Source organism: Sporolactobacillus pectinivorans (assembly GCF_002802965.1).
Lineage (GTDB): Bacteria > Bacillota > Bacilli > Bacillales > Sporolactobacillaceae > Sporolactobacillus > Sporolactobacillus pectinivorans.
On record NZ_NXGA01000001.1, the window covers coordinates 118,860 to 142,414 of the forward strand.

General features: G+C 43.9%; 20 protein-coding genes. 4 read left to right on the forward strand and 16 right to left on the reverse strand.

Going from position 1 to position 23,555, the window contains the following annotated elements; translation table 11 throughout:
• Positions 1-26: 26 nt before the first annotated feature.
• Positions 27-512, reverse strand: a complete 486-nt coding sequence (locus COP04_RS00610) for a YbaK/EbsC family protein (protein WP_100486200.1) — start codon at positions 510-512, stop codon at positions 27-29.
• Between the two features lie 188 nt (positions 513-700).
• Between COP04_RS00610 and COP04_RS00615 the strand changes: the two genes are divergently transcribed.
• Entirely contained in the window at positions 701-1,072 is a 372-nt protein-coding gene (locus COP04_RS00615; protein ID WP_100486202.1) for a hypothetical protein, read from the forward strand.
• Between the two features lie 247 nt (positions 1,073-1,319).
• Here COP04_RS00615 and COP04_RS00620 read toward each other — a convergent pair whose 3' ends face one another.
• From COP04_RS00620 to COP04_RS00640, 5 genes are all read right to left on the reverse strand, one after another.
• Positions 1,320-2,042: an amino acid ABC transporter ATP-binding protein gene (locus COP04_RS00620; protein ID WP_100489471.1), complete on the reverse strand. Its 723-nt coding sequence runs from the start codon at positions 2,040-2,042 to the stop codon at positions 1,320-1,322.
• Positions 2,042-2,698 carry an amino acid ABC transporter permease gene (locus COP04_RS00625; protein WP_100486204.1) on the reverse strand — a complete coding sequence of 219 codons (657 nt, stop codon included), beginning with the start codon at positions 2,696-2,698 and terminating at the stop codon, positions 2,042-2,044. Before COP04_RS00625 ends, COP04_RS00620 begins: the two co-directional genes overlap by 1 nt.
• A gap of 79 nt (positions 2,699-2,777) precedes the next feature.
• Positions 2,778-3,599 carry a basic amino acid ABC transporter substrate-binding protein gene (locus COP04_RS00630; RefSeq protein ID WP_100486206.1) on the reverse strand — a complete coding sequence of 274 codons (822 nt, stop codon included), beginning with the start codon at positions 3,597-3,599 and terminating at the stop codon, positions 2,778-2,780.
• 528 nt (positions 3,600-4,127) lie between these two features.
• Positions 4,128-4,766 (reverse strand): nitroreductase family protein, encoded by a 639-nt coding sequence (locus COP04_RS00635; RefSeq protein ID WP_100486208.1) that lies wholly within the window; start codon positions 4,764-4,766, stop codon positions 4,128-4,130.
• 71 nt (positions 4,767-4,837) lie between these two features.
• Entirely contained in the window at positions 4,838-5,179 is a 342-nt protein-coding gene (locus COP04_RS00640) for a winged helix-turn-helix transcriptional regulator (protein ID WP_100486210.1), read from the reverse strand.
• Between the two features lie 342 nt (positions 5,180-5,521).
• Between COP04_RS00640 and COP04_RS00645 the strand changes: the two genes are divergently transcribed.
• Positions 5,522-6,334 (forward strand): alpha/beta fold hydrolase, encoded by an 813-nt coding sequence (locus tag COP04_RS00645; protein WP_100486212.1) that lies wholly within the window; start codon positions 5,522-5,524, stop codon positions 6,332-6,334.
• Positions 6,335-6,474: 140 nt separating this feature from the next.
• Here COP04_RS00645 and COP04_RS00650 read toward each other — a convergent pair whose 3' ends face one another.
• Positions 6,475-6,900, reverse strand: coding sequence for a DUF1801 domain-containing protein (locus tag COP04_RS00650; protein WP_100486214.1), 426 nt, complete (start codon positions 6,898-6,900; stop codon positions 6,475-6,477).
• Between the two features lie 250 nt (positions 6,901-7,150).
• On the opposite strand from COP04_RS00650, the gene COP04_RS00655 reads away from it, so the two are divergent.
• Entirely contained in the window at positions 7,151-10,078 is a 2,928-nt protein-coding gene (locus COP04_RS00655) for an insulinase family protein (RefSeq protein ID WP_100486216.1), read from the forward strand.
• A gap of 136 nt (positions 10,079-10,214) precedes the next feature.
• Here COP04_RS00655 and COP04_RS00660 read toward each other — a convergent pair whose 3' ends face one another.
• From COP04_RS00660 to COP04_RS00680, 5 genes are all read right to left on the reverse strand, one after another.
• Positions 10,215-14,939, reverse strand: coding sequence for a bifunctional glycosyltransferase/CDP-glycerol:glycerophosphate glycerophosphotransferase (locus tag COP04_RS00660; protein ID WP_100486217.1), 4,725 nt, complete (start codon positions 14,937-14,939; stop codon positions 10,215-10,217).
• Between the two features lie 262 nt (positions 14,940-15,201).
• Complete coding sequence (locus tag COP04_RS00665; RefSeq protein WP_100486219.1) at positions 15,202-16,452, reverse strand: serine hydrolase domain-containing protein; 1,251 nt, start codon at positions 16,450-16,452, stop codon at positions 15,202-15,204.
• Positions 16,453-17,284: 832 nt separating this feature from the next.
• A complete protein-coding gene (gene htpX, locus COP04_RS00670) occupies positions 17,285-18,178 on the reverse strand; it encodes a zinc metalloprotease HtpX (RefSeq protein WP_100486221.1) in 894 nt (297 codons plus the stop codon).
• 12 nt (positions 18,179-18,190) lie between these two features.
• A complete protein-coding gene (locus tag COP04_RS00675; protein ID WP_100486223.1) occupies positions 18,191-18,736 on the reverse strand; it encodes a LemA family protein in 546 nt (181 codons plus the stop codon).
• 163 nt (positions 18,737-18,899) lie between these two features.
• A complete protein-coding gene (locus COP04_RS00680) occupies positions 18,900-20,333 on the reverse strand; it encodes a DUF2252 domain-containing protein (protein ID WP_100486225.1) in 1,434 nt (477 codons plus the stop codon).
• Between the two features lie 49 nt (positions 20,334-20,382).
• Between COP04_RS00680 and COP04_RS00685 the strand changes: the two genes are divergently transcribed.
• On the forward strand, positions 20,383-21,270 hold the full coding sequence (locus COP04_RS00685) for a DUF1643 domain-containing protein (protein ID WP_100486227.1): 888 nt from the start codon (positions 20,383-20,385) through the stop codon (positions 21,268-21,270).
• A 221-nt stretch (positions 21,271-21,491) separates the two neighbouring features.
• Here the strand turns inward: COP04_RS00685 and COP04_RS00690 are convergent, their stop codons facing one another.
• The 4 genes from COP04_RS00690 to COP04_RS00705 all read right to left on the reverse strand — a co-directional run bounded on the left by COP04_RS00690 (position 21,492) and on the right by COP04_RS00705 (position 23,549).
• Positions 21,492-21,902, reverse strand: coding sequence for a PIN domain-containing protein (locus COP04_RS00690; protein WP_157800106.1), 411 nt, complete (start codon positions 21,900-21,902; stop codon positions 21,492-21,494).
• Positions 21,903-21,948: 46 nt separating this feature from the next.
• The gene (locus COP04_RS00695) at positions 21,949-22,146 is read right to left on the reverse strand and encodes a ribbon-helix-helix domain-containing protein (protein ID WP_100486231.1); all 198 of its coding nucleotides are present in this window, start codon (positions 22,144-22,146) and stop codon (positions 21,949-21,951) included.
• A gap of 62 nt (positions 22,147-22,208) precedes the next feature.
• The gene (locus tag COP04_RS00700) at positions 22,209-22,985 is read right to left on the reverse strand and encodes a tyrosine-protein phosphatase (RefSeq protein WP_100486233.1); all 777 of its coding nucleotides are present in this window, start codon (positions 22,983-22,985) and stop codon (positions 22,209-22,211) included.
• 294 nt (positions 22,986-23,279) lie between these two features.
• Complete coding sequence (locus tag COP04_RS00705) at positions 23,280-23,549, reverse strand: hypothetical protein (protein ID WP_162297062.1); 270 nt, start codon at positions 23,547-23,549, stop codon at positions 23,280-23,282.
• Positions 23,550-23,555 lie beyond the last annotated feature (6 nt).

Consider the following 23,555-nt stretch of genomic DNA (forward strand, 5'->3'; position numbering starts at 1 on the left):
ACCTCCGGTGCAGATCATCTACTGGCTCAAGACTCCTCCTGCCATCCCTTGCAGACATCCACCCATTCCTTCGCATTCCCAAATTTGTAAAGCTCATCAATGCTCAATTCAATCGCCGAGTTGCTGCTGCCGCATGCCGGGAACACTGTTCCAAAGCGCTTCAGTGATTCATCCATGAATACGGGCCAGTCCTTATTCAGAGCAAACGGACATACGCCACCCACGGCATGTCCCACCAGATCCAGAGTCTCTTCGGGCGAGAGCATATGCGCTTTAAATCCGAAAGTATGGCGAAACTTCTTGTTATCAATTTTAGCATCGCCAGCAGATACAACCAGCATTGCCCCTTCCTTATCCTCCCCGCGGAAAGCAAGCGTCTTGGCAATACGCTCCGGTTCCACATGCAGATGCTCCGCAGCCAGATCTACCGTAGCACTGGAAAGTTTAAGTTCAATAATATCCTTTTCACGGCTGAATTGTCGGAAATAAGCCCTGACATTTTCCACAGACATTCAAATTCCTCCGTTTCCACAACTTTTTCATTAGATTTCAGTGTAGCAAAAATAGTGAATAAGTCAACGACTGGCCAACCAAATCCTTTTGCAAAAAGAGAAAAACTATTATAAATTATAATTACATCCGAAAACGCAATCCGGAACGCGCCGGAAAACGAACGGAGTGAAACGAAGAAGGGGTAGCCATGGCGGAGTATTTAACTGGAAAAGAAATCTGCAGCAGATACAGCGATATTGAAAACGATGCATTCGGGACGGAAGATCACCGGTTCGCCCTGATGACGGTCAACAAGGAATCTCTTTATGATGCACCCTGTCCATTCAGCAGCAACGGAAAAAATTTGATGACCTTCAAGGAATGGGAAAATCATCCCGAGAATTATGACGATTACCATACCGACAACGTCAAACAAATGATCGACTATATCCATGAGGGCGGAAAGTTTTCACCGCTGATCTGCGATAAAGAATTCGGGCTTTACGACGGTCAGCACCGGCTGACCGCTTACAGCATGATCCCGGAAATCCAGAATGTCCGGATCTATAAAGAAATCTGACAACCGGTCAGGAGAAGCGGGAAGATATTTTCCTCCCCGCTTTTTTTAGTTTCCCAGGCAAATTGAAACAGCCGCAAATTTAGTGCTTTTTTGTCCTGTTTCTCTGTTTATTTGTCTTAATTGGATTTACAAATATGCTCATCATAAAGAAGCTACTCATCTGCTTACAAATGAGTAGCTTCTTATATTATTATCGCTTCACTGCTTTTAAAGAAAGCTACTTTTATCAGTTACCAGTAGCTCTACTTTAAAGCACTTTGCTTAAAAATGCCTTTGTCCGCTCCTCCTGCGGGTTGCTGAACAATTCGTGCGGTTCATTTTCTTCCACGATATAACCGCCATCCATGAAGATAACGCGGTCGCCAACTTCACGGGCAAAGCCCATCTCATGAGTCACTACCACCATCGTCATGCCGTCCTTGGCCAGGCGTTTCATAACATCCAGTACATCGCCGACCATTTCCGGATCGAGGGCCGAAGTGGGTTCATCAAAAAGCATCATTTTCGGTTCCATGGCGAGCGCCCTGGCAATGGCAATCCGCTGTTTCTGCCCGCCGGACAGGGAATCCGGATAGGCATCTGCTTTTTCTTCAAGACCGACTTTTTTCAGCAATTCAATCGCGGTTTTTCTTGCCTGCTCTTTTGAAATCTTCTTAACTTTCATCGGAGCAAGCATTATATTGTCAAGCACGGTCATATGCGGAAAAAGATTAAACTGCTGGAAAACCATACCGACATCCTGGCGAATTTTATTGATATTCGCTTTTTTATCAGAAATGTCTTTATCCTCGATATATACATGCCCTGATGTAATCGTTTCAAGCTGATTAATACAACGAAGCAAGGTCGACTTTCCGGAACCGGACGGACCGATAACCACCACGACCTCCTGCTTTTCAACATCGAGGTTGATACTTTTCAGCACTTCGTTTTCTCCGAAGGACTTCTTCAGATTCTCTACTTTTATCATCATTTTGTTGCCATCCTTCTTTCCAGAAGATGTACGAGGGAACTCATTGTCAGGGTCAGAATGAGGTAGATCAGGGCAATGGTCAGATAAGGTTCCCAAACCAGGGTATATTGCGCATTCATCGCCTGTGCCCAGTATGTAAGCTCAGGCGCGGCAATAGCCGACACCAGCGACGAGTCTTTGATTAAGCTGATAAACTCATTGCCCATCGGCGGAAGCACACGCTTGACAGCCTGGGGCAAGATGATATAACGCATCGCCTGACCGTGCGTCATTCCCAGAGAGCGGGCCGCTTCCATCTGTCCGTCATCAATCGATTGAATACCCGCCCGGAACACTTCTGCAATGTATGCAGCTTCGTTCAGAGACAGGGCGACAATACCTGCTACAATTGCATTTGCCTGACCCAGAATCTTTGGGACAACACCAAAATGAATGATCAGAATCTGAACAAATAATGGCGTCCCGCGAAAAAAAGTAATATAGCAGACAAAGGGCGCGGCAAGCACCTTGCTCTTCATCATTTTTCCAAATGCTATACCGAGACCGATAATTGTTCCAAAAACAATACCTGCGAGTGAGAAACCAATAGTTAGGAGTGCTCCACTCCAGAAAAAAGGCAGATAGCCCCAGATTAAATCAAAACGAAATCCCAAATAAATCCTCCCCTAACCTCAAAAAGTTGCCTAACACGCTGTTAAGCAACTTTTTGGCTATTCACTTTCCCATTTTTATTTATTTGTTTTGCTGTGCCTTTAATGTCGCAAGATCCGGCTTGCTCTTAAACCATTTTTCATAAATCTTGGTATAGGTTCCGTCACTGTAGATCTTGTTGATCGCTTTGTCAAAAACAGGTTTCAGCTTACTGTCCTTTGGATACATAATACCGTAAAATTCAGGGACAAAAGCATTCTTATCTTCAACAACTTTCAGATTCTTGCCTGGATTGAGCCGCGCGTATTGTTCAATAACCGTGTTGTCGGCAACAACTGCGTCTGCGCCATGGTTCAGCATCTCCATAATAGCCAGGCTGATCGTGCTGAATTTCTTGATATTCGGGCTGTTTTTCCCAAGGATTTTCTCCACTGCAGTCTGGCCTGTGGTCCCGGTCTGAACAGCCACTGTCTTCCCTTTCAAATCAGCGCCCGATTTAATCGAGCTGTTCTTTGGAACCAGAATCTTGTTTGTCGAAAGGAAGTAAGGAACAGAAAAGTCATATGTCTTTTCACGGTCGCTCGTGATCGAAATCGCCGAGATACTCATGTCAGCCGTCTTTGCTTTCAGTTCGGCAAATACCGGATTCCAGCCGACATTGACAAGATTATATTTGTAACCGGATGCTTTACCCAAGGCCTTCATAATATCGACATCGAATCCGACCATCTGGCCCTTGTCCAAGTATTCAAACGGCGCATAAGTCGCATCATTCACGACACGCAGCGTTTTCTGAGATGCCGTGCCCTTGCTTGAACTCCCGGTACTGCTGCTGGATGCACAAGCCGTCAGAGCTAGTACCAGTACCAAAATAATAGAAAGCATTGAAAATCTCTTTAACATATTTGTATTGCCCCCCTGTTTCTGTTTCATAATCAATTCTCGAATTAAATTAGTTATAATTATACCCTCATTTTTTTATTATTGGCAAGATGATGTTGAATTTTTAAAAAATTTCCAATTTGCCGGTATATCCTGTCGTTTTCTAAATCTTTATTCCGATAAAGAAAACTTGCCGATTGACAAGCCTTTAGGCAATGCCAGAGACCTAGTTGCACTTACACTTTAATCCTTGAAATTTTTATACTCTCTTAAAGTGTAAAGAAAACTTGGCAAAACCAAGCCTCTGGCGCGGACTGAGCCTTAATTACGACATCCAGGGATGGCCTCATGCTGAACATGCCACAGGACGTACTTCCCGCAGGATACGGTGACTCCGACGTTGTGCACAGGATGTGCACGTCCTTAGTCGAAGATCCGATATCTGTTCGGCCGCTTATACTATAATCCGCTAAAATTTTAGTACAAAAAAGGATCGAAGCAATTTTGCTTCGATCCTTAAATTTGCTTCGATTATGGATTCTAATCTAATCAGCCGATAACTTTGACCCGTTCGTCAATGAGCTGGAATTCCTTTGGACCTGCAGGCGCTGCGATGTTACCAAAAGGCATCTGGCCACGCAGTTTCCAGCTTGCAGGTAGCGCAAATGTATCACGCACTGCATCGTCAATCAGCGGATTGTAGTGCTGAAGCGAACCGCCGATACCAATATTGGCAAGTGCCGACCACACGGCAAACTGAGTAATACCCGTGCTATGTTCCGACCATACAGGGAAGTTGTCGGCATATAATGGAAAGTTCTTCTGCAGGCCTTCCACTACATCCATATCTTCGAAATAGAGGATTGTGCCGACTCCGGCATTGAACGAAGCGAGCTTCTTAGCTGTTGAATCAAACGACTGGCCTTCCGGCAGAACCTTACGAATGGCCTGCTCGGCAATGCCGCCCTCACCCCACAGCTTATCATTTTCTGCGCCGAACAGAATCGCAATGCGAGCAGACTGAGAATTGAAAGCCGACGGGGAATTCTTTACCGCTTCTTCAATTGTTGCCACTATTTCTTCCTTGCTTGATTTAACGTTCTTGTCGAGCGCGTAGATCGAGCGGCGCTTTTTAATTCCATCCAGAAATTCATTAGATTTGATGAATGCTTGCAATGTACTTGACATGTAACAGACTCCTTCACTTATTTATTTTCTGATTCTTACTTAAGTATAGTGTAACGGCATAAAAAAGTAAATTAATTTGTCGTTTCTTCCTGAGTACCGGTGGCAAACCATTTATCTGCCCAATGGTGCACTTCATCGAGGACTGGTTTGATCTCCCTGCCTTTTTCAGTGAGATGATAGGTAACCTGCACGGGGTAGCCGGTATCAACACAGCGCTCAACAATTTCCTGGCTCTCAAGTTCTCTCAGCCGTGCGGCCAGCATCCGGTCACTGAGCTCCGGTATCGCATCGGCAATAATGCTGAAGTGACTCTCACCTTTTAAAAGCACTTCGATAATCAGACCATTCCATTTTTTCCCCAGAACTTGAAAAGCCCGCTCAAATTTCGGACAGACAGACAGATCCCTTTCCATGTTCATCACTCCTAACTATATTGTACTATAACAATCAAAAATAACCTACTCACAGAAACTCACAGAAAATAATTCTTATCAGTTTTCAGAATAGTAACCAAATATTATGAGAAGCAGGGGGAATTCACACGTCCCGGCATAAAAAAATAATAGTTGTTTCTGCATCGCTATATTTTTCCTGAATTTTATTTCATTATATCACGGGCTTCGACTCATCGTTGAGAGATAGATAGCCATCATCCTCGAAATTATTTCCGCCTTTATTCCGTCCATAAAAACGTATAATTTCCTGTATTCCTTCATATAGAAAACAGGATGCTTACGATGAATGGGGGCTGGATAATGTACGTAGAAGTTGAGCATGACGTCCACATTTATGTCCATGATATCAATCCCGGGTCTGGTGGTGCGACAATTGTCTTTGTCCATGGCTGGCCCCTGAATCATAAAATGTTTGACTATCAATTCAACGTGCTGCCTCAGCACGGATTCCGCTGCATCGGCATTGATCTGCGCGGCTATGGACAATCTGATAAACCATGGGGCAGCTATGCTTATAACCGTCTGGCGGATGATCTTTTTGCTGTACTGCAGGCCCTTCAGCTCGAGAATATAATCCTGCTTGGCTTTTCAGTCGGTGGCGCCGTTTCTATTCGCTACATGTCGCGCTATAAAGGCCGTCATATCGCAAAGCTTGTCCTTGTTGACGCCGCTTTTCCTTCATTTGTAAAACAGGCAGACTCTCCCTATGGCATATCTCCAGAACAGGCTAATATCCTGATCAGCCAGATCTATGCCAATCGGCCAAAGTTTCTGCATGATCTCTCTCTGATGTTCTTCAACCGTAATCTCGGTCCGGATATGCTGAACTGGTTTGTCGCACTTTCGCTCGAAGCAGCTCCATACGCCACCATCAAAATCCTGCAGGAGTTAGCGCGAGAGGATGTCACAAACGATTTGAGCAGTATTGCAGTGCCCACCGCTGTTTTCCATGGCGTTCACGATCAAGTCATCCCTTTTGAGAGCGGCCGATTGACTCAGAATCGGATCACCGGAGCAACACTCTATCCGCTTAATAACAGCGGACATGGATCGCCGATTGAGCAGGCGGATGCGTTCAACGCCGCACTGATTCAATTTCTTGCTCAGAGTTAATGAAAAAGGTCTACTTGAACCTTGAGTTCTGATATCCGGCCTATAAGTTCCGATATATCTCTACAAGTTCTGATAATCAGCCGCACTATTCTTGTTTAAATGCATTAGACACAAAAAATTTCACAATGATTTTCCGATCATTATTCACCGGGATACGTTTCCTTTAAAAATTTAATGGATTGAATAATGAGTTTTTTTAAGATTTGTTGATCGATATCGGACAGCTGATTAATATACACGCAGGCTTTCCCGGCACTGTGTTTACCAAATTGCTCCAGTAATTCCGCGTGCTTAGAATCGCCGGTCGCAAAATACAGGCTGATTCTCGCTTTGCGTGGGGAAAATCCGACAAGAGGCGCATCGCCTTCATGGCCGGATGCATATTTGTAGTGATAGGACCCGAAACCGATGATGCCCGGCCCCCACATTTTTGCCGGATAACCTGTTGTTTCTGTGAAAATGTCCAGAAGCTTCAAGACATCCTCATGCTTTTTTTGATTTTCAACAGTATTAATAAAATCAATGACACGATAATCATTTTCCTTTGTTTTCAATTCATAACCCATTCGATCACACCTCCGCAATTTATTCTCTCCCTTAAAACGATCGACATTCAGCCCATTAGCCTATTTAATCTTATCCCCCTTTTAAAGAGCCAGCTTGATGGAATGGCCGGTCTGTTTTTTGCGCATTTTAATACATAATGGATAATCGCTGCCGTGCAGTATTTTAAAAGGCATGATTTGCCAGCAGTGCTGTATAATAAACATTAATGGTTCTATTCGGGTAAACCGTTATGACTGGGAGGTCGCAGGGATGGGAAACTATCAGCTAAACAACATTTATCACGGATTTAAGTTTATACATACTGAAGAAGTTAAGGATGTCAGTTCGACCGCTTTCCTTTTTGAGCATGTAAAAAGCGGTGCAAAGCTGCTTTTTCTAAAAAACGAGGACGACAACAAGGTCTTTTCGATCAGTTTCCGGACACCGCCGGAAGACAATACAGGCGTTTTTCATATTCTTGAACACTCAGTGCTCTGCGGTTCCGACAAATATCCGGTCAAAGAGCCCTTCGTCGAACTGCTGAAGGGTTCGCTCAGCACTTTTCTCAATGCTTTCACATTCAGCGATAAAACGATGTATCCGCTCGCAAGCAAAAATGACAAAGATTTTCGAAATCTGATCGATGTTTATCTGGACGCGGTTTTCCATCCGAACATCTATAAATATAAGGAGATTCTTGAACAGGAAGGCTGGCATTACGAACTGAATGAAGTTAAAGATGACATTAACCTCAAGGGAGTCGTTTACAACGAAATGAAGGGCGCTTTTTCATCACCTGAAGGCCTATTGATGCGCGCCAATCAGAACTCACTGTATCCGGATACAGCGTATGGATTCGAATCCGGTGGCGATCCGCTGTACATTCCCGACCTAACGTATGAACATTTCATCGATTCGCATAAAAAATACTACAGTCCGGCAAACAGTTATATTTATTTGTATGGCAATCTCGATATTGATGAAAAGCTCGCTTACTTGGATGAAAAGTATTTGAATGCCTATGACAGAATTGACGTGGATTCGTCTATTGAACCTCAGGCACCGATCGGCAAAAAGGAAACGGTCAGGGCTTACCCGATTCTGCCCGGCGAAGACGATCAGGACAAAACCTATTTGAGTCTTAACTATGCTGTGTCGAAAGCGACCGATCCCGAAACTTACCTTGCCTTCGACATTCTTGACTATTTGCTGCTTGACAGTCCGGCCGCCCCGTTGAAAAAAGCGATTCTTGATGCAGGCATCGGCCGCGATGTATTCGGATCCTACGACAACAGCATTCTTCAGCCTTATTTTTCCGTCAACGTGAAAAATTCAAATGAGAGCCAGAAAGACGCTTTTAAAAAGGTTGTGTCTGATACCCTGAATCAATTGGTGAAGAAAGGCATCGATAAAAAACAGATCGAAGCCGCGATTAATGTCAAGGAATTCCAGCTGCGTGAAGCCGATTACGGTTCGATGCCGAAAGGGCTGATTTACAGTATTACAGTCATGGACAGCTGGCTGTATGGCGGGGATCCGCTCACCCATCTAAGATTTGAAAAAACGCTGGCAACAATCAAGCAGGCACTGACTGGCAACTATTTTGAAACGCTGATTGAAAAATATCTTCTGAACAGCGACCATGAATCGCTCGTTGTGGTCAAACCGTCCAAGACGCTTGCTGACGAAGAAGCCCGTACAGTTGCTGAAAAGTTGGCCAAATTCAAACAAAGTCTCGACTCCGAATCATTAAACCAGCTGGTCACCAGTACGAAAAAGTTACAAGAACGCCAGGCAAGTGAAGACCGTTCCGAAGATTTGCGCACTATTCCGCTTCTGTCACTTGATGACATCGATAAGAAAACTGAAGAGCTTCCTTTATCCGAAATCGATCTTGATGGCGCCAAAACTTTGTATCATGAGCTGCCGACCAATAAGATTGCTTATTTAAGCCTTTATTTCGATACAGCCGCTCTCGCTGAAGACCAGATTCCATGGATCGCGCTGCTTAAAGAATTGCTGGGAAAAATTGATACGGCGAAGTACAGCTATGAATCACTGGTCAATGAAGTAAATATTCAGACAGGAGATGTCCATTTCGAAACAAATGTGATCTCCGACAAAGATAATGACGATGTCTATACGACCCAGTTTTCCGTTAAAGCCAAAATTCTTCAGGACAAACTGCCGGCAGCTTTTGATCTGATTCATGAGATCCTTTATAACAGCCGTTTTGACAATAAAGAACGGCTCAAGGCGATCATCAAGGAGATCAAATCCAGAATGGAAATTGCGTTCAATCAGAGCGGCCAGTCCGTTGCTGTGCGAAGGGTTGGTGCCTATTTTTCCAAATCCGCAGCCTATAAAGAACGGCTCAGGGGTCTGACTTTTTATCAGTTCATCCGCAGTCTGGATCAGAATTTTGATGAGAGCTATGCCAAAGCGGCCGACACCTTACGCGCACTTACCGGAGCTCTATTTAGCAAAGACCGGCTCGTCATCGGCCTGACCGGCGATCGTGAAATTTTTGATCGTGTGCACGCTCAATTTGGCAAACTTGGCCTGACTTCTTATTCAGATGCGCCCGCGGCAGCTCAGCCGGTTGCCTTGATTCCGTCCCGCAACGAAGGCCTGATGACATCAAGCAAAATCCAGTACGCAGCCAAGGGTGCTAATTTTAAACAACTTGGATTCACTTATACAGGCCAGCTGCTTGTTCTGAAGCAAATTCTGACACTTGACTATCTGTGGAACCGGGTACGCGTGATGGGCGGAGCTTACGGCTGCGGTGTTTCCGCGGAATCGTCCGGCAATTTTATTTTCTGGTCCTACCGCGATCCGAACCTTCGCGAAACGCTGAAAATTTATGATGAAGCGGCCGGTTTCGCCTCTTCTTTCAAAGCAGATGAGTTTTCGATGACAAAGTATATTATCGGAACAATAGCCAATCTCGATTCTCCGCTGACCCCGAGCACGAAGGGTGAACTTTCCGACGAGCGCTACTTCGCCCACGTAGCTGAAAAAGACGTACAGCGGATACGTGAAGAAGTGCTGGCAGCAAAACCGACAGACATTCAGCAATTTGCCACGCTGCTTAAAGCAATTACCGATCAGAATCATATCTGCGTCTTCGGAAATGAATCAAAAATCAAGGAAAACAAGGATCTGTTCGATGAATGTGTGGACGCGTTTGACTAAATAAACAAATTAAGCCAAAAGAGCCGCGGATACTCCGTCGGCTCTTTTTTGTACGCTCTGCTTATCTTTTGATATACTTCCTCCAGCGAACGGTCCGAAAACTGAGGACCTCCGATTCAGCAAAAAGATAATATTTTCATACGTGTCTTCCTTTCAAAAAAGCCTCGACTGCTCTTCGCGATGAATGGCCATCCTCCCAATTACAGAATCTTTTATAGAACTCAGGGTAAGGATTATCGCCGGTAAAATTCAGTGCATCATGTATGGCAGGAAGCAAATGATCCATATCCCTGACAACAGGCCCGGGGGCTTCCTTCTCAAAATCCAGATAGAAACCGCGTATTTCATTTGCATAGTCGTATAGATCATAGGCATAAAATACAATCGGGCGTTTCAAATTGGCATAATCGAAAAAAGCAGAAGAATAATCAGTGACCAGGCAGTCTGCTACCAAGTATAGTTCCCGGCAATCTTCATATTCGGAAACATCCTTGACAAAGTCTTCATAGCCGCTTAAATCCAATCGATCGGCAATCAGATAGTGCAGTCTTAAAAGCAAAACAGCATCGCTGCCAAATTCATTCTTCATCCTGGCCAAATCAAGTTTCATATCATAAGTGTAATGATTCATTCGACTATATTCATTGTCACGCCAAGTGGGCGCATACAGAATCACTTTTTTATTTCTGTCAATACCCATTTTTTTCTTTATTTTCATGATATCCGAAATCGTATTTTTCTGTATAAGCATATCGTTTCTCGGATAACCGGAATTGATCATTGCCCCCTGCACTTCAAAAGCCTTTTGAAAGATTTTTGATGAATATTCATTTGGGGCGATACAATAATCCCATTTTCTCGACTCTTCGGTGAATTCCTTTTTGTACCTTTCAATTGTCATTCCAGGCATGGTCATATGATGAATGTCCACACCCAGAGTTTTCAAGGGTGTGCCATGCCACGTCTGTATGTATACCGTATTTTGGGGTTTAGGCAACCAGAGCGGCCATCGGCTGTTCGTTACCCAGTACTTTGCCCGCGCCCACTGCCACAGTCCTCTGAAGGAGTATTTAATCACAAACGGTATTTTTTCTCTCTTAAATAATGCTTCCTCGCCCTTTTGTACATTCCAAATCAAACGATATTCAGGATGATTAGCCTTCATATATTCATAGATGGCCCTCGGATTATCAGAATACTGACGTCCGAAATAGCTTTCAAATAGAACAATATTTTTCCGCGGCATTTTACCGATACATTTGAATAGCTTAATATACCACTTATTTATCTTCTTCTTCCATAGATTCCTATAGTAGTGTTCCCCGGATTGCAATTTGATATTACGATTTAACAAATACTCCGCTGCCTTTTTTGAGGATTCTCCTCGTCCATAGGTACAGTATTTATCGTAAAACTGTCGATATTTTTGTTGATACATGGTCGAGCCTGACAACTCGCGAATAGCTCTGATCACCTCCTCGGTTTTTGAAACAATCGGGCCGGGGACTGTTTTCTCGTAATTTAAATAGATGCCACGCAACACACGCCGATAGTAATCCAGATCGTAGGCAAAAAAGAGCATTGGCCTTTTCAAGTGCGCGTAATCAAACATCACAGAAGAGTAATCCGTAATCATTACATCTGATACCAAATAAAGATCCTGTATATCCGGATAAGGAGACACGTCAAAAACAAATCCCTTATACGGTTCTACATTCGTGCGACCGGTCACAAAATAATGAAGGCGCAACAGCAGAACATAATCTGATGACAGACGCTGCTGAAGCATAGCCAAATCCAGCCTGATCTCAAATTGATACCGGCTGCGGAAAGTAGGTGCATAGAGGATTACCTTTTTATCCAGAGGCAAGTGCAGCTTTTCTTTAACAGACTTTATATATTCCGAATTATTATTTTTATACAACTGATCATTTTTAGGAAATCCGCAAGGGACAATCTGGCGCTCAAACAAGTATGCTTTTGTTGAAACTTCCGTCATGTAATGGCTGGGAGAGATCAGATAGTCCCATCGGCCGGACCGCTTTAACAAAGCCGTCTGTTCATATTTTGTATTGAAAGTGACCGTCTCGTCCAAGCCCATCTTCTTCATGAATGTGCCATGCAGTGTCTGCATTTCAATCTGGCCACGGCGTTTGACATACAGATTTGGAAAGGTTGTATTTTCAACAAAATATTTTCCTCTAGCAAAATAGTAGAAATAAAGAAAACTATATTTTCGAACTGCTTTCGCGCGACCGGTCACCGGTGTATAGTCATTATTCATAAACCAGATATAGTGAAAGTGATTCCCATAGACATGTTCTATATAATCATAAATGGCTTTAGGATTATCGCCGAATGATTTTCCCCAAAAGCTTTCAAAGACAATGACATTTTTCTTAAGCGGCAGTAGCCGCATCAGCGGATAAAGATACCATTGAATTAATTTTCTGCGCCTGGAGGTGCGGTCCATAAAGTGCCTTGAAATTTCGGTTCGAAAGTTCAGAGAAAGATGCCGGCCGGAAATAGGGCTGAAGCGAATACGTTGATGTCGATAAGGACGACGGGCGTTGAACGTCCTCAGCAGCTCCTTTGACAGAATAACCGGTACTTTATGGCCTGCTTTCCCTGTGTTATTTTTGTCAGTCAATTGAACAAACACGTTCCATTTACCAGCGGAGTACCATCTGAAATGTCCACTTTCATCAAAACAATTCAACCTGATCGTACAATCCTTTCCATTGCAGGAACAAAGAACAGTGGAAAGATCAAATGATAAAGAAGGAGCGTTCCCTACAGGTTCAAATAAAAGCTGCGACTCGCCGTTCTCCCCCTCTTTCGGATTGTATCGTTCAGGCAGAGTCATATTCATGATCATCACATTGTCAGTAAATTCCAGACGATTCAGTACAGGGTGACAATATGCTGAAGCATAAATTAAAATTTTCCCTTCTATATTTTCAATCCATACATCGCGTTTACCAATATGAACAGATAATATTTTTTCAGCAAACATGCCAGCGGCGGTACTCGGAACATAATATCCGGGAAGATGATAGCCGATAACCCAGCCGGTTTCATTGAATGTCGGCCCGTGCGTCAATTGATCTGGGATCGTTATACTGAACCGACTTTTATTGGAATAATGAATTTCAGGCACATATGTCAATTTTTCTCCTCTGCCATGATCATAATAAAACAGGCAGATATCTGAAACTGCACGGTTCATCCGGCCATCAAAGATCAGACTGTTCCGGCCGGCAGTCACATGATCGATCAGAACATCCGGTCGGTAGACATCAATGGCAAGCAGCCATTTCCCGTTATACTTTACAGCGAAAGCAACATCGTGAAGCAGCCGGTAATTAGCTTTATTGCTCCCCTTAAGCGGGGCACCCAGACGCACTGTTTTCTTCATGCCCTGGACGTTCAGATTTAAAAACACCGTCCAGCGTCCTTCACCGATTCTATTTAATGATTGTTCAGCATCAACTTTAATACTAAAAAAAGACCAATTATAGTTATAGACCCGTGACAGCGGAGTAAGCCCTCTGATTTTCTTTGTTCCCCACTTTCTCGTAATCGCCGTTTCTTTGAGCAGGAGGACAGGAAGATCAGTTTGCTGCTGATTATCCATGTTTATAAGACAGGCATCCATTTGAACATCCGCTTTTCTTCCAGAATCAATTCCTTCGATATAAGCGTGGCCGGTGATCTCAAGCCTTCCTGCTTCGTCCCAGCGGATCCTGTGGATTCTTGCGACAGCATTCAGTGACTCATCCACACAGATTGGATGCTTCCTTGTATATTCGGAAGTCGTGAATTTCTGATACCAGTGTCCTTTTTCACGATAAGGTTTAAAATTAAGATTGCGCCCCTCGTTCACCCCCATCACTTTTATCGCATCATCCATTTTATTTTGCAGAACAAGCCGGTAAGCAAGTGCAAATTTTGCCGGAATCCGGTCGAATAATTGCGGATTCATCTTTGCAAGCTCATTGGACATGAGTTCCTGAAATTTGCTTATGTACGTTGAATCAACTGATTTTAAGACACCTAAGAAAACGGAAAAATCGTTCATTAAATATTTCAACTGATTTGCTTCAACCATCTGCTTTGAAACATTGTGTTCGGCCAAAAAGATATCAAGCAGGTGTAGGGCTTTCAACCGGTCTTTGAAATTCTGAATATCAGTTCTTCTCTGTGTGATGGAAAGATCGATACCCTCCCGGATTCTCCAGTAGTAAACAGGATCCTCAAGTATATCTACAGATTTCGCCAGAAAATGTGCAGGAATGGTCAGCGGAATATCTTCATAAAGCATGTTTTCAGGAAAAGAAAGATGATAATTGTCCCAAAAGGATTTTTTGTAAATCTTGTTCCATGCAGTCGTATCATAAAGCAGTTCCGGATGCTTTGTAATATGAGTTTTTCTGCATGTATCAATAATCGCCATCCTGTGAAGAAACGAATCACGGCAAACACTTGAATGAAAGCGCCGGACGCCTCCCGAAACAATATCAGAATGTGTTTGTTCTGCCATGGCATACATTTTTTCATAGGCGTCGCTGTCAACGTAATCATCGCTGTCAACAAAGGCGAGATACTGTCCCCGGGCATAACTCACACCAACATTTCTCGCCGCGCCCAATCCCATGTTCGCCTGATGAATGGTCTCGAAATTTCCGTATGTGTCAGCGTACTCGTCCATAATTTGACCGGTTCTCGCATCCGTTGATCCATCATCAATCATGATGACCTGTATTTCTTTAAAACTCTGACGGACTAGGGAGTTTAAACACTGTCTGATGTATGGCGCTACATTATAGCCGGGAACAATCACACTGACTTTATAATCCATTTTATTTCTCCTAACGACCAGATATTTCAACTATGCATCCTTAAGAAAACCGGGAATCATACTCTTCTTGATACTTCTTAAATTTGAAGCTTAACGCCCCCGGGCCAGTTCATCGTCCGTGCGGACTTGGCACAAACAAGACGGATTGGAGAAGCGATCCCTGACGTATCAGGTAAAGCATCATCCATGCCTTCTCAGAAAAATAGCCGATCATCTTTTGGTTATAAACAGGTCCTATTTCTACAATGTACATGTGTCTTCATCATTTCGAAAGCACGTTAAAAATCATTTGATTGGCCTGTGCGTAGATACCGGATGCACTGGATGAATTGCTGAGTAACACAACAAAATTCTGCCGATCCATGGAAAAAGCGTTGCTTCCGTTCCATCCCCCAAGAACGCCATGACTCGAATAAGTATGTTTTCCCCATCCTTCCCGGTCAGGATACCATCCCAGACTATAGGCGGTGACGCTAAAATGCCTTTTAAAAATGCTTTGATAACTCGGGGCGGATAAAAGCGTTCCATCAGCAAGCGCATGATCAAACAGATAGAGATCCCATGCAGACATGTAAACATCACCGCAACCCAAAAGCTGAGTAAGAGAGGGAATCTGTTCCGAAACTCCAGCGTATCCGATCGATCGATAGGGAGATTGCGACATTTCTCCGAAGCCTGCCTGCGTCATGTTGGCCTTATTAAAAATATTTTGCTGAATATATTGATGCAAAGTTTTCCCGTAAGTTCTTAAGCTGATCCTATCCAGAATCGCAGCGACCAGTGTATAATTATCATCTTCATAGGACCATTGCGTTCCCGGTCTGTAGGAAAGGCGCAGATTTCCATCTGCAATTCTTTGAACCTGCTCATCTCTAGTCACAAAACGAATGGTCTCCGGAATACCGCGTAACCCTGAGACATGGCACAGAAGATCCAGCATAGAGATCGATCTTCCATTTGGAAAGTTCGGATAAAATTGAGAAACTCGGTCATTAAATGAAATCAGTCCGTGCTCTCTCATTTGCATAAACGCAACGGCCGTCACTGACTTCGTTATCGAAGCAACATAATATTCAGTGGAAGGCATGTTAGGCAGACGAAGGGCTACATTTCTGTAACCGTAGCCTCTTGCCAGTACAGTTTGTCCATGGCTGACGACTACAGCCGTTCCTGTAAAATTCACGCGATGCAAATACCGATTAATAGTGGTTCTTGTTATGTCTATTTTTTGAGTTAAAGATGATTCTTTGGGTGCGATTTTCTTTGCTTTCAGAGTTGTAGTTGTATGTGAATGGTCTATTGCCTTACTTACAGTTTGATGGGATAAAGCAGCACCATTTTTATGAATGTTATATAAGGACGCTGTCTGTCGGACAAAATCGTCCGGACGCGATGAAGCGGCACTGTTCCTCTGATTGCCGTGCTGCCAGAAAATCAATACGGCCATTCGGGAACAAAAGACGAGCACCAAGATTCCGATTAGAATTTTAAAAACAAGTCTCTGCTTTTTCATCGTTTAAGTATCCTTTCAAAACAACACTTCTATGTGCCAAAAAGGGTAAAGACGTAACACACATCGCGAATGTTTTTTGTTCTTAAGAGTATTTGTTGTAGTGTGCCCTGTATCCTCAATTAGTAATAAATACCCATTAAATTTTAATAAAAAGTTAATAGAGGCATGCTATTCTAGCTCTGTTAATGATTCATGATTATAATGGGTTATTTTACCCTTTGAAATAATTGTTACAACTATTAATTCGTCTTGCATTAAGAAAAACTGGGCAAAAAATGTCCAGTCCTTTTGATGTCAGAGAAAAAACACTTCCTGTTTCCAAAAGTCGGGTACCGCGCGCAACAAGTACTTACTTAAACACTCACTTGCTTCCCTTATTCTATGCCTTTAATGACAATAATTTCGTTAGAGAGCGTATGTATAAACAGTGAGCCACAGAGTTTAAATGGAAAGATCCCTTTGGCAAATTAATTTTATTCGCATTGTGTTTTTCCCACTGCGGATCTTTTACAAACCGCCGATTATTATGAAAATCGTGGTTTCAGATCGGTTAAGCATCTTGATGCAAAAGAATCACATATCTACTTTGATCGTGCGTAACAAACAAAAGATAAATGATCGAACTTTTTAAACCGTGAATGTCAGCGGTTCTAAAATTATTTACTGTCTACAAAAAAGGGCAACTCTAAAATTCAAAAATTGAATTTGAGCCGTCCTTTTTCTCCATGACTCCCAAACCACTACATAACTCATGGATTTCAATATTTTTTAAAAAGCAGACTGTATTAATAATGTAACTACATTAAAAAATATTATGAGTACCTGCTTAGAGTTACATCGCCTTTAGTCTTTCAATACGGCTTTCAATCGGTGGATGGGTCGCAAACCAGCTAGACTGTTTCTTTTTCTTCCGCCCAAATGGATTAGCGATATACATTGAAGCCGTGGCCTGCTTCGCATTTTTCAGTCCTTCTGAATCGCTGCTGATTTTAGTCAGCGCATTGATCAGGCCCTGTGGGTCACGGGTAATTTCGATCGCCGATGCATCCGCCAGATATTCCCGGTTGCGTGAAACAGCCAGCTGAACAAACTGTGCTGCAATCGGCGCAAGAATAATCAGGACGAGAGCAACGATCATCAGGATAGGATTCGATTTGTCATTGTCACGTTTATTATTTCGGCCGCCACCCCAGAAAAAAATCCGCTGCCCCATATCAGCGATAATGACGATAACACCAACAAGCGCGATACAAAGTGTCATCAAACGAATGTCATAATTTCGGATATGTGAAAATTCATGAGCGGTAACAGCGGCGATCTCCTCACGGTTCAGCCGCTCCAGTAAACCGCTCGTAAATGCTATAGCACTCGAATCCGGCTTCATACCGGTAGCAAACGCATTCGGTGAATCATCATTCACTACATAAATTTTCGGCATTGGCACATTGGCAGCGACAGACAATTCTTCGACAATGTTAAACAGCATCGGATTATCGCTCTTTTGAATCTCGTGGGCGCCGGACATACCGAGCACTTGCGTTTTCGCACTGGCAAATGTAACCGGAATGTAGAAGCAGAGAATCACTGCAGCAATCACAATACCCGCCAAGGAGCCACTGCCGACAAAATAACCGACTGCCCATCCGATCGCCAGGACAAGCAGGCAGAAAAACACAAGCAATACAAATGTTTTCCGCTTATTTTGTGCAATTTGTTGGTATAACATGGCTGCCCTCCATTAAAAAGTGACTTTTGGCACTTCGCGGTCAGCCTCAGGAACCGTTAACAGCTCTTCACGTTTAAAGCCAAACATACCGGCAATCAGATTGGTCGGGAAAGATTCCCGTTTGATATTATAATCTTTAACCGTCTTATTATAAAGCTGACGGGAATATGCGACTTTGTTTTCAGTTGTCGCGAGCTCCTCCTGCAAACTCAGAAAATTCTGGTTAGCTTTCAGATCCGGATAAGATTCAGCCAATGCAAAGATTGACTTCAGTGCTCCTTCAATCTGATTGTCCGCTTCAATTCTCTGCTGCGGCGTCCCACTGATCAGACCGTTCCGAGCCTCAACCACCTGAGACAGTGTCTCCTTTTCATGCCTGGCATAGCCTTTGACCGTTTCAACCAGATTGGGAATCAGGTCATGACGCCGCTTCAGCTGAACATCAATCTGGCTGAACGATTCTTGCACCCAGTTGCGATACTTGACAAGCCCGTTGTACGAGAAAATAAAGAAAAGCACGATAATCGCGATGACAGCAATAACAATAATAGTTGTCACTTGGACGCACACCCTTTCAAATGAAATAACAAGAAACAAATTCACAGCTTAAGTATACCATGAGTGGCATAGCAATCGATGTTAAATACCATGCAGAACTGTATTTTCCAGCTTTTACACTCATACATTGTGTCCGGATTGTCACTTTTAATTTAGATCGCAATCAATCCAATTTTACAAAGGATTCGTAGTCGTTTTGAACCTGGTGGGCATATGCCTTTGACCAATCCAGCATGCTGCGGTCGAAAGCGTCCGATTTGCCCATATAGCCTTTAATCCAGGCGGCATTCGGACTTTGAGCATGTGCGCGGGCAAGCAGCAGGCCGCAGCCGGCAACATATTTATCTAACTGGGTGGCAGACAGCTTTTCCAGCTCGACTGAGCCCTTCATATCACGGTACTGGCGAACATAAAAATCCCTTCCATTCGCCTGGAAATAACCAAGAAACGGATCCGACACCGCCTGAAGAATTTCCTGGCAGGCTACGACACGGTATCCCTCCGACGCCTCGCGTGAGAAAAACTCCAAAGCCTCCCGATCAGGCGGACAGTATTGCTTAATGGCGGATGGCTCGGCTTCCTTGATCTGAAGCACGAGATGACTGCTTGCCGTAGAGGTCAGCACAAGCAAATAGCAGCGCGTGCCGACGCTTCCTATCCCGACAACCCTGCGCGCAACATCGGTAAGAATGTGCTGCGACAGAAAAAGGGCAATGTCCGGTGCCACATTTTTCCGGTATTGATCAAAGTATTCATGTACTTTAGAAACCATACCGGCATCTACATGTGTCAAAACCGGCGGGTTTTCAGTAAACCTGATCCGTCCCCGATCATCGATTTCCGTAAGCTTTTTAATAACCTGTCCAGAGGTACGTTTTTTCGCTTCTCTGGCTGCTTTATCAAATGCTTTGCGGATTGGCTTGGTCAGGATCTTCTGTATTTCTGCTTCGTCAATGCTCAGGTAAAAGCGACCCAGTGCATCAAGGCTCAGCACGCTGCGTAATCCGTTACGGTAACTGTACGCGGCCTGCATCGCGGCCTCGTCAATCTGATCTTCCCGAAAACCCAGTGATTCACCACAGAGAATCACGCTCGTCACCAATCGCCTGACATCCCATTCCCATGGTCCGAGGGCGGATTCGTCAAAATCGTTCAGATCAAAGATCAACCTGCGTTCCGGTGAAGCATAAAAACCGAAATTGCCGATATGTGCATCCCCGCAAATGATCACCTGCTTTCCCGTTACTGCCTGCGATACCAGATCATGCGCCATAAGTCCCGCCGTACCCCGATAAAATGCAAACGGTGACGCTGACATTCGTTCTCTGCGCAGCATCAGCAGCTCAGGCAGGCGTTCCTGATTTCCCTCATCGACAATAGCCACTGGGTCACGATCCACAGGCACGAACATCGCCTGATCCGAAAAAGGGACCTTTTTCCTGGCCTGTTTACCCGCTATTTTGAGCGCATCCATCCGCTCCAACTTTGTTTTTTCATCCAATCCGAACAGACTCATCGACTGCTCCCCCATTTTCAGACCTGTGATTTTTTCAGCAATAGATTTCTCTATTCTGCTATTATTATGTATAGAAAACATTCGCCCGCAACCTATAAAAGTGTTATCTCATTAGAAGGGAACAATAAGTATGGACCAGCCTCAGGTATTTGGTGCTTTTGTCCGACGTTATGGTGCGACCTTCCGGACCTCGGCATACATAAAATGGGGGACGTCCCGCCAATCGCTCGGCTCCGTGTTGATACTGAACCCAGGTTCCGCCGATTTTGAAAAAATGAATCCCAGGTTGGGCGCCAAGTTGAAACAAATGGGTGCAGCCATGGGGAAAATTCAACCGGATCCGACCATGGACCAGCTAATCCGACTGGTCAATCAAATTTATGAAGGCCATCCGGCTGGAAAACTTCAGATTTATAATCTCTTTAATCTGCAGAGTACCTATTCAGCACAGGCGATTAATAACTTTGAACAGCTGGCTTGCACTGGAAAGATCACGCCTAACGAGTCACTGGCTACGCCTGATGAATTGCAAAGCCACCCGTGGATTCTGATTGGCTGGGGGCTTCACAGAAAAAACGACTGGAAAAATCTACAGAAGGCGAAAAAACTATGGATGGAAAAAATCAAAACTGCCGGTATTCCGGTCTTCGGCAAGCAGAATGACAAGGGAGATTATTATCATCCTGCCCCGCTTCTGAAGGCGAAAAGAGATTGGATTTTATCTGAGCTGACAAACCAGTTTAACACTGAGATTAAGCCGTTGATACCCTATGAAAAATTGATTCAGCGCCGCTACACCCTATTGAAATGGAATGGGAAAAGCGGGGCTGAGGCTCACTACATTGTGAAGGATAATAATGACGGAACACAAAGCCTGATTGCCGACGGGCGTGAACCGGTCTGGTTTCATCTGGATCTCGCCGGGGATCCGGCAGTAGCCGATTGGAGGAGCGATCAAGGAAACAATTTTGACAATATCAGACAGCTGGCACCGCGCCCTAGTCAAAGTAAAGAATAAGAAAAAGAGTGCAAAATCCGGATATGAGGATAGTAGCATTAATATTTTTTTCATGAGAGTGTATCTTTTCTGAAAGCATTTCTGAATGAGTCGTTTTGTTCCCTTCAACTCAATCTCTTCAATTCAACTTAGAAATTACTTACATGGCTTATTTCCATGTTTCTCAAAGTAAAATCATTGCTCAAATTGATGTCAGCTTCTATTTTTATCCGTTTAGTTAGTTACCCCAACGGGTTGACATAAGTAACTCCCTCGATAGTCTCACCGACCGGGCCATCTTCTGCAAACAGCAGAGGAATATCGTTTGACCGTGCAGCCGCCCATATCTGTGCGTCCCAATAGGGCATCTGATAGCGCTGTACACCCTGAAGAGCGTACAGTACGTCAGATTTTTTCAGTGGAAGAATGTTCATTAATCTTTCCATACGTTCAATGATCCGAAGCAGCCGTTCCGGATCGCATCCGTGCTTCAGCATCACGGCCGTAAATTCCGATAGACTCTGCATAGAAATAAGAAGCTGTCTTCTGAACCTATTCAGGGTTTCTATAGCTTTCTGCTGTTTCTCCAGGTTTTGATGATCCCACGCATAAATCAAGATATTTGTGTCGATCAGTACCTGCTCATTCTTCATATCGTGCTGACCTCCAACACCGATCAGCATGCAAATCTTCACGCTTTCAATTCAAGCCACTAAGAGGGGATGTCTTCATCTCGTCAATCAGCAAATCCCATTCCTTGTCCTGATCATCAGTTGTTTCCAGATAAGCTTCAAGCCCTTCCCGGATCACTTCAGACTGTGGCACACCCTTAACACGGGCGAGCTCGTTCAATTGCTGGCCCAGCTGCTCGGTCAGATAGATTTGCTTCCGTTTCATGTTACGCTCTCCCCCTCATAAAAAAAGACCCTTCCACAAGGAAAAGCCGTTATTACTCCCAATTATTCAAGGCAAAAGTTCTGTATCTTTTCACGGGCATGCCCCGTGATGCCGAACTCCGCGTTCAAATAGTGTTCAAATGTACCATATGTTTCTGAAATCGACTGCATCGAGGCTTCAAGGAACTCTTCATGAAGCAGAAAACCATCTTCAAAACATTTCAAAGCCGCACCGGAAATGTACTGAGACGCTTCTTCAAACATTTCTTCATGATAAGCGGACAATGTCTGATTTGAGACCATGTAGTCATCAATGATTGCATCATCTGGGACGCCCAGTGTTTTTAAAATCAGCATTGCACCGACCCCCGTCCGGTCACGGCCGCCCGTACAGTGATGTACAAAAGGAAAATTATGTTCCGGCTGCGCGACCAGACTCATCATTCTTTGGTAGGATGCATTCTGAATCGGCATCTGAGCATAGATTTGCGTGAAATTCTCACGTGTGAATGTTTTATAAAAAGTTTCCGGATCCCATTCTGAATGGGCGGTCGTTCTGTCTTCACCATTCACTGCGATACGTTCATGTTTCTCATGTCCAATCCATGGATCTGGCTTCAAAGCAGCTTCTTCTCTATCACGATAATCATAGATATATCTGATTTTCAGCTCTTTCAGATAATCAATATCTCCGGCTGTGAGCCCGGTCAGCTCAGCCGCCCGAAAGATTAAACCCTTTTTGACCCGTCTTCCATCCCGAGTTTTCAAGCCCCCCATATCACGGAAATTGAAAACACCTTCTAAGGGAAGTAATCGCTCCGGCAAAACTTTCCCTTCCATCTGCATCTCCTCCTCAGCCAGCAACCGGCATCCGTACGGCTAAAAAATTCTCACTATTCGTTTATCATATCATATTTTTTTTAAGTTTAATTTGTAAAAGAAGGACTGCTCAGAGACTACATGGAAGATGGGGTTGAATACTGGGATTTATATGAAATGGGTATTCTACAAAACAAGCGGAAAGAAAATGATTTTTAATATTCTTTTTTTATCTCACAGGTAACATCAAGTTGAACAAAAGGAACAGCTTTATTCTTAATCAAGAACATGGCCTTTCATTAATCTGGTTTATAATTAAGGAAACAGAACCTTTTCTGTAATCAGGAGAGGATCAATCTTGAAAAAGAATTGTACCTCGCCGTCAGCGTACCGGCGTTGGCTGCAATCCTGACTGGCGTCTATTTTCTGCATCAACGGCCAGCAACCGCCGGAGATGATAACTTCCGAGGAAAAGGCAGTCCGTTCATTCTTGAAGGAAAGTCCTGGCCGGAACAAACCTGCATGATGATCTGGCAGCAGAATAAAGTTTTTTTGTGAAGCATCCATTTTTAAAGCGCGTTCCATTGTGGC

Excerpts from the sequence above, each read along its gene's own strand:
- COP04_RS00680 (WP_100486225.1), bottom strand. The coding sequence starts at position 20,333 with ATGTTTTCTATACATAATAATAGCAGAATAGAGAAATCTATTGCTGAA.
- COP04_RS00635 (WP_100486208.1), bottom strand. The coding sequence starts at position 4,766 with ATGTCAAGTACATTGCAAGCATTCATCAAATCTAATGAATTTCTGGAT.
- COP04_RS00655 (WP_100486216.1), top strand. The coding sequence starts at position 7,151 with ATGGGAAACTATCAGCTAAACAACATTTATCACGGATTTAAGTTTATA.
- COP04_RS00705 (WP_162297062.1), bottom strand. The coding sequence starts at position 23,549 with ATGGAACGCGCTTTAAAAATGGATGCTTCACAAAAAAACTTTATTCTG.
- COP04_RS00695 (WP_100486231.1), bottom strand. The coding sequence starts at position 22,146 with ATGAAACGGAAGCAAATCTATCTGACCGAGCAGCTGGGCCAGCAATTG.
- COP04_RS00645 (WP_100486212.1), top strand. The coding sequence starts at position 5,522 with ATGTACGTAGAAGTTGAGCATGACGTCCACATTTATGTCCATGATATC.
- htpX (WP_100486221.1), bottom strand. The coding sequence starts at position 18,178 with ATGTTATACCAACAAATTGCACAAAATAAGCGGAAAACATTTGTATTG.
- COP04_RS00700 (WP_100486233.1), bottom strand. The coding sequence starts at position 22,985 with ATGGAAGGGAAAGTTTTGCCGGAGCGATTACTTCCCTTAGAAGGTGTT.
- COP04_RS00615 (WP_100486202.1), top strand. The coding sequence starts at position 701 with ATGGCGGAGTATTTAACTGGAAAAGAAATCTGCAGCAGATACAGCGAT.
- COP04_RS00690 (WP_157800106.1), bottom strand. The coding sequence starts at position 21,902 with ATGAAGAATGAGCAGGTACTGATCGACACAAATATCTTGATTTATGCG.
- COP04_RS00620 (WP_100489471.1), bottom strand. The coding sequence starts at position 2,042 with ATGATAAAAGTAGAGAATCTGAAGAAGTCCTTCGGAGAAAACGAAGTG.
- COP04_RS00630 (WP_100486206.1), bottom strand. The coding sequence starts at position 3,599 with ATGTTAAAGAGATTTTCAATGCTTTCTATTATTTTGGTACTGGTACTA.
- COP04_RS00685 (WP_100486227.1), top strand. The coding sequence starts at position 20,383 with ATGGACCAGCCTCAGGTATTTGGTGCTTTTGTCCGACGTTATGGTGCG.
- COP04_RS00640 (WP_100486210.1), bottom strand. The coding sequence starts at position 5,179 with ATGGAAAGGGATCTGTCTGTCTGTCCGAAATTTGAGCGGGCTTTTCAA.
- COP04_RS00610 (WP_100486200.1), bottom strand. The coding sequence starts at position 512 with ATGTCTGTGGAAAATGTCAGGGCTTATTTCCGACAATTCAGCCGTGAA.
- COP04_RS00665 (WP_100486219.1), bottom strand. The coding sequence starts at position 16,452 with ATGAAAAAGCAGAGACTTGTTTTTAAAATTCTAATCGGAATCTTGGTG.
- COP04_RS00650 (WP_100486214.1), bottom strand. The coding sequence starts at position 6,900 with ATGGGTTATGAATTGAAAACAAAGGAAAATGATTATCGTGTCATTGAT.
- COP04_RS00660 (WP_100486217.1), bottom strand. The coding sequence starts at position 14,939 with ATGGATTATAAAGTCAGTGTGATTGTTCCCGGCTATAATGTAGCGCCA.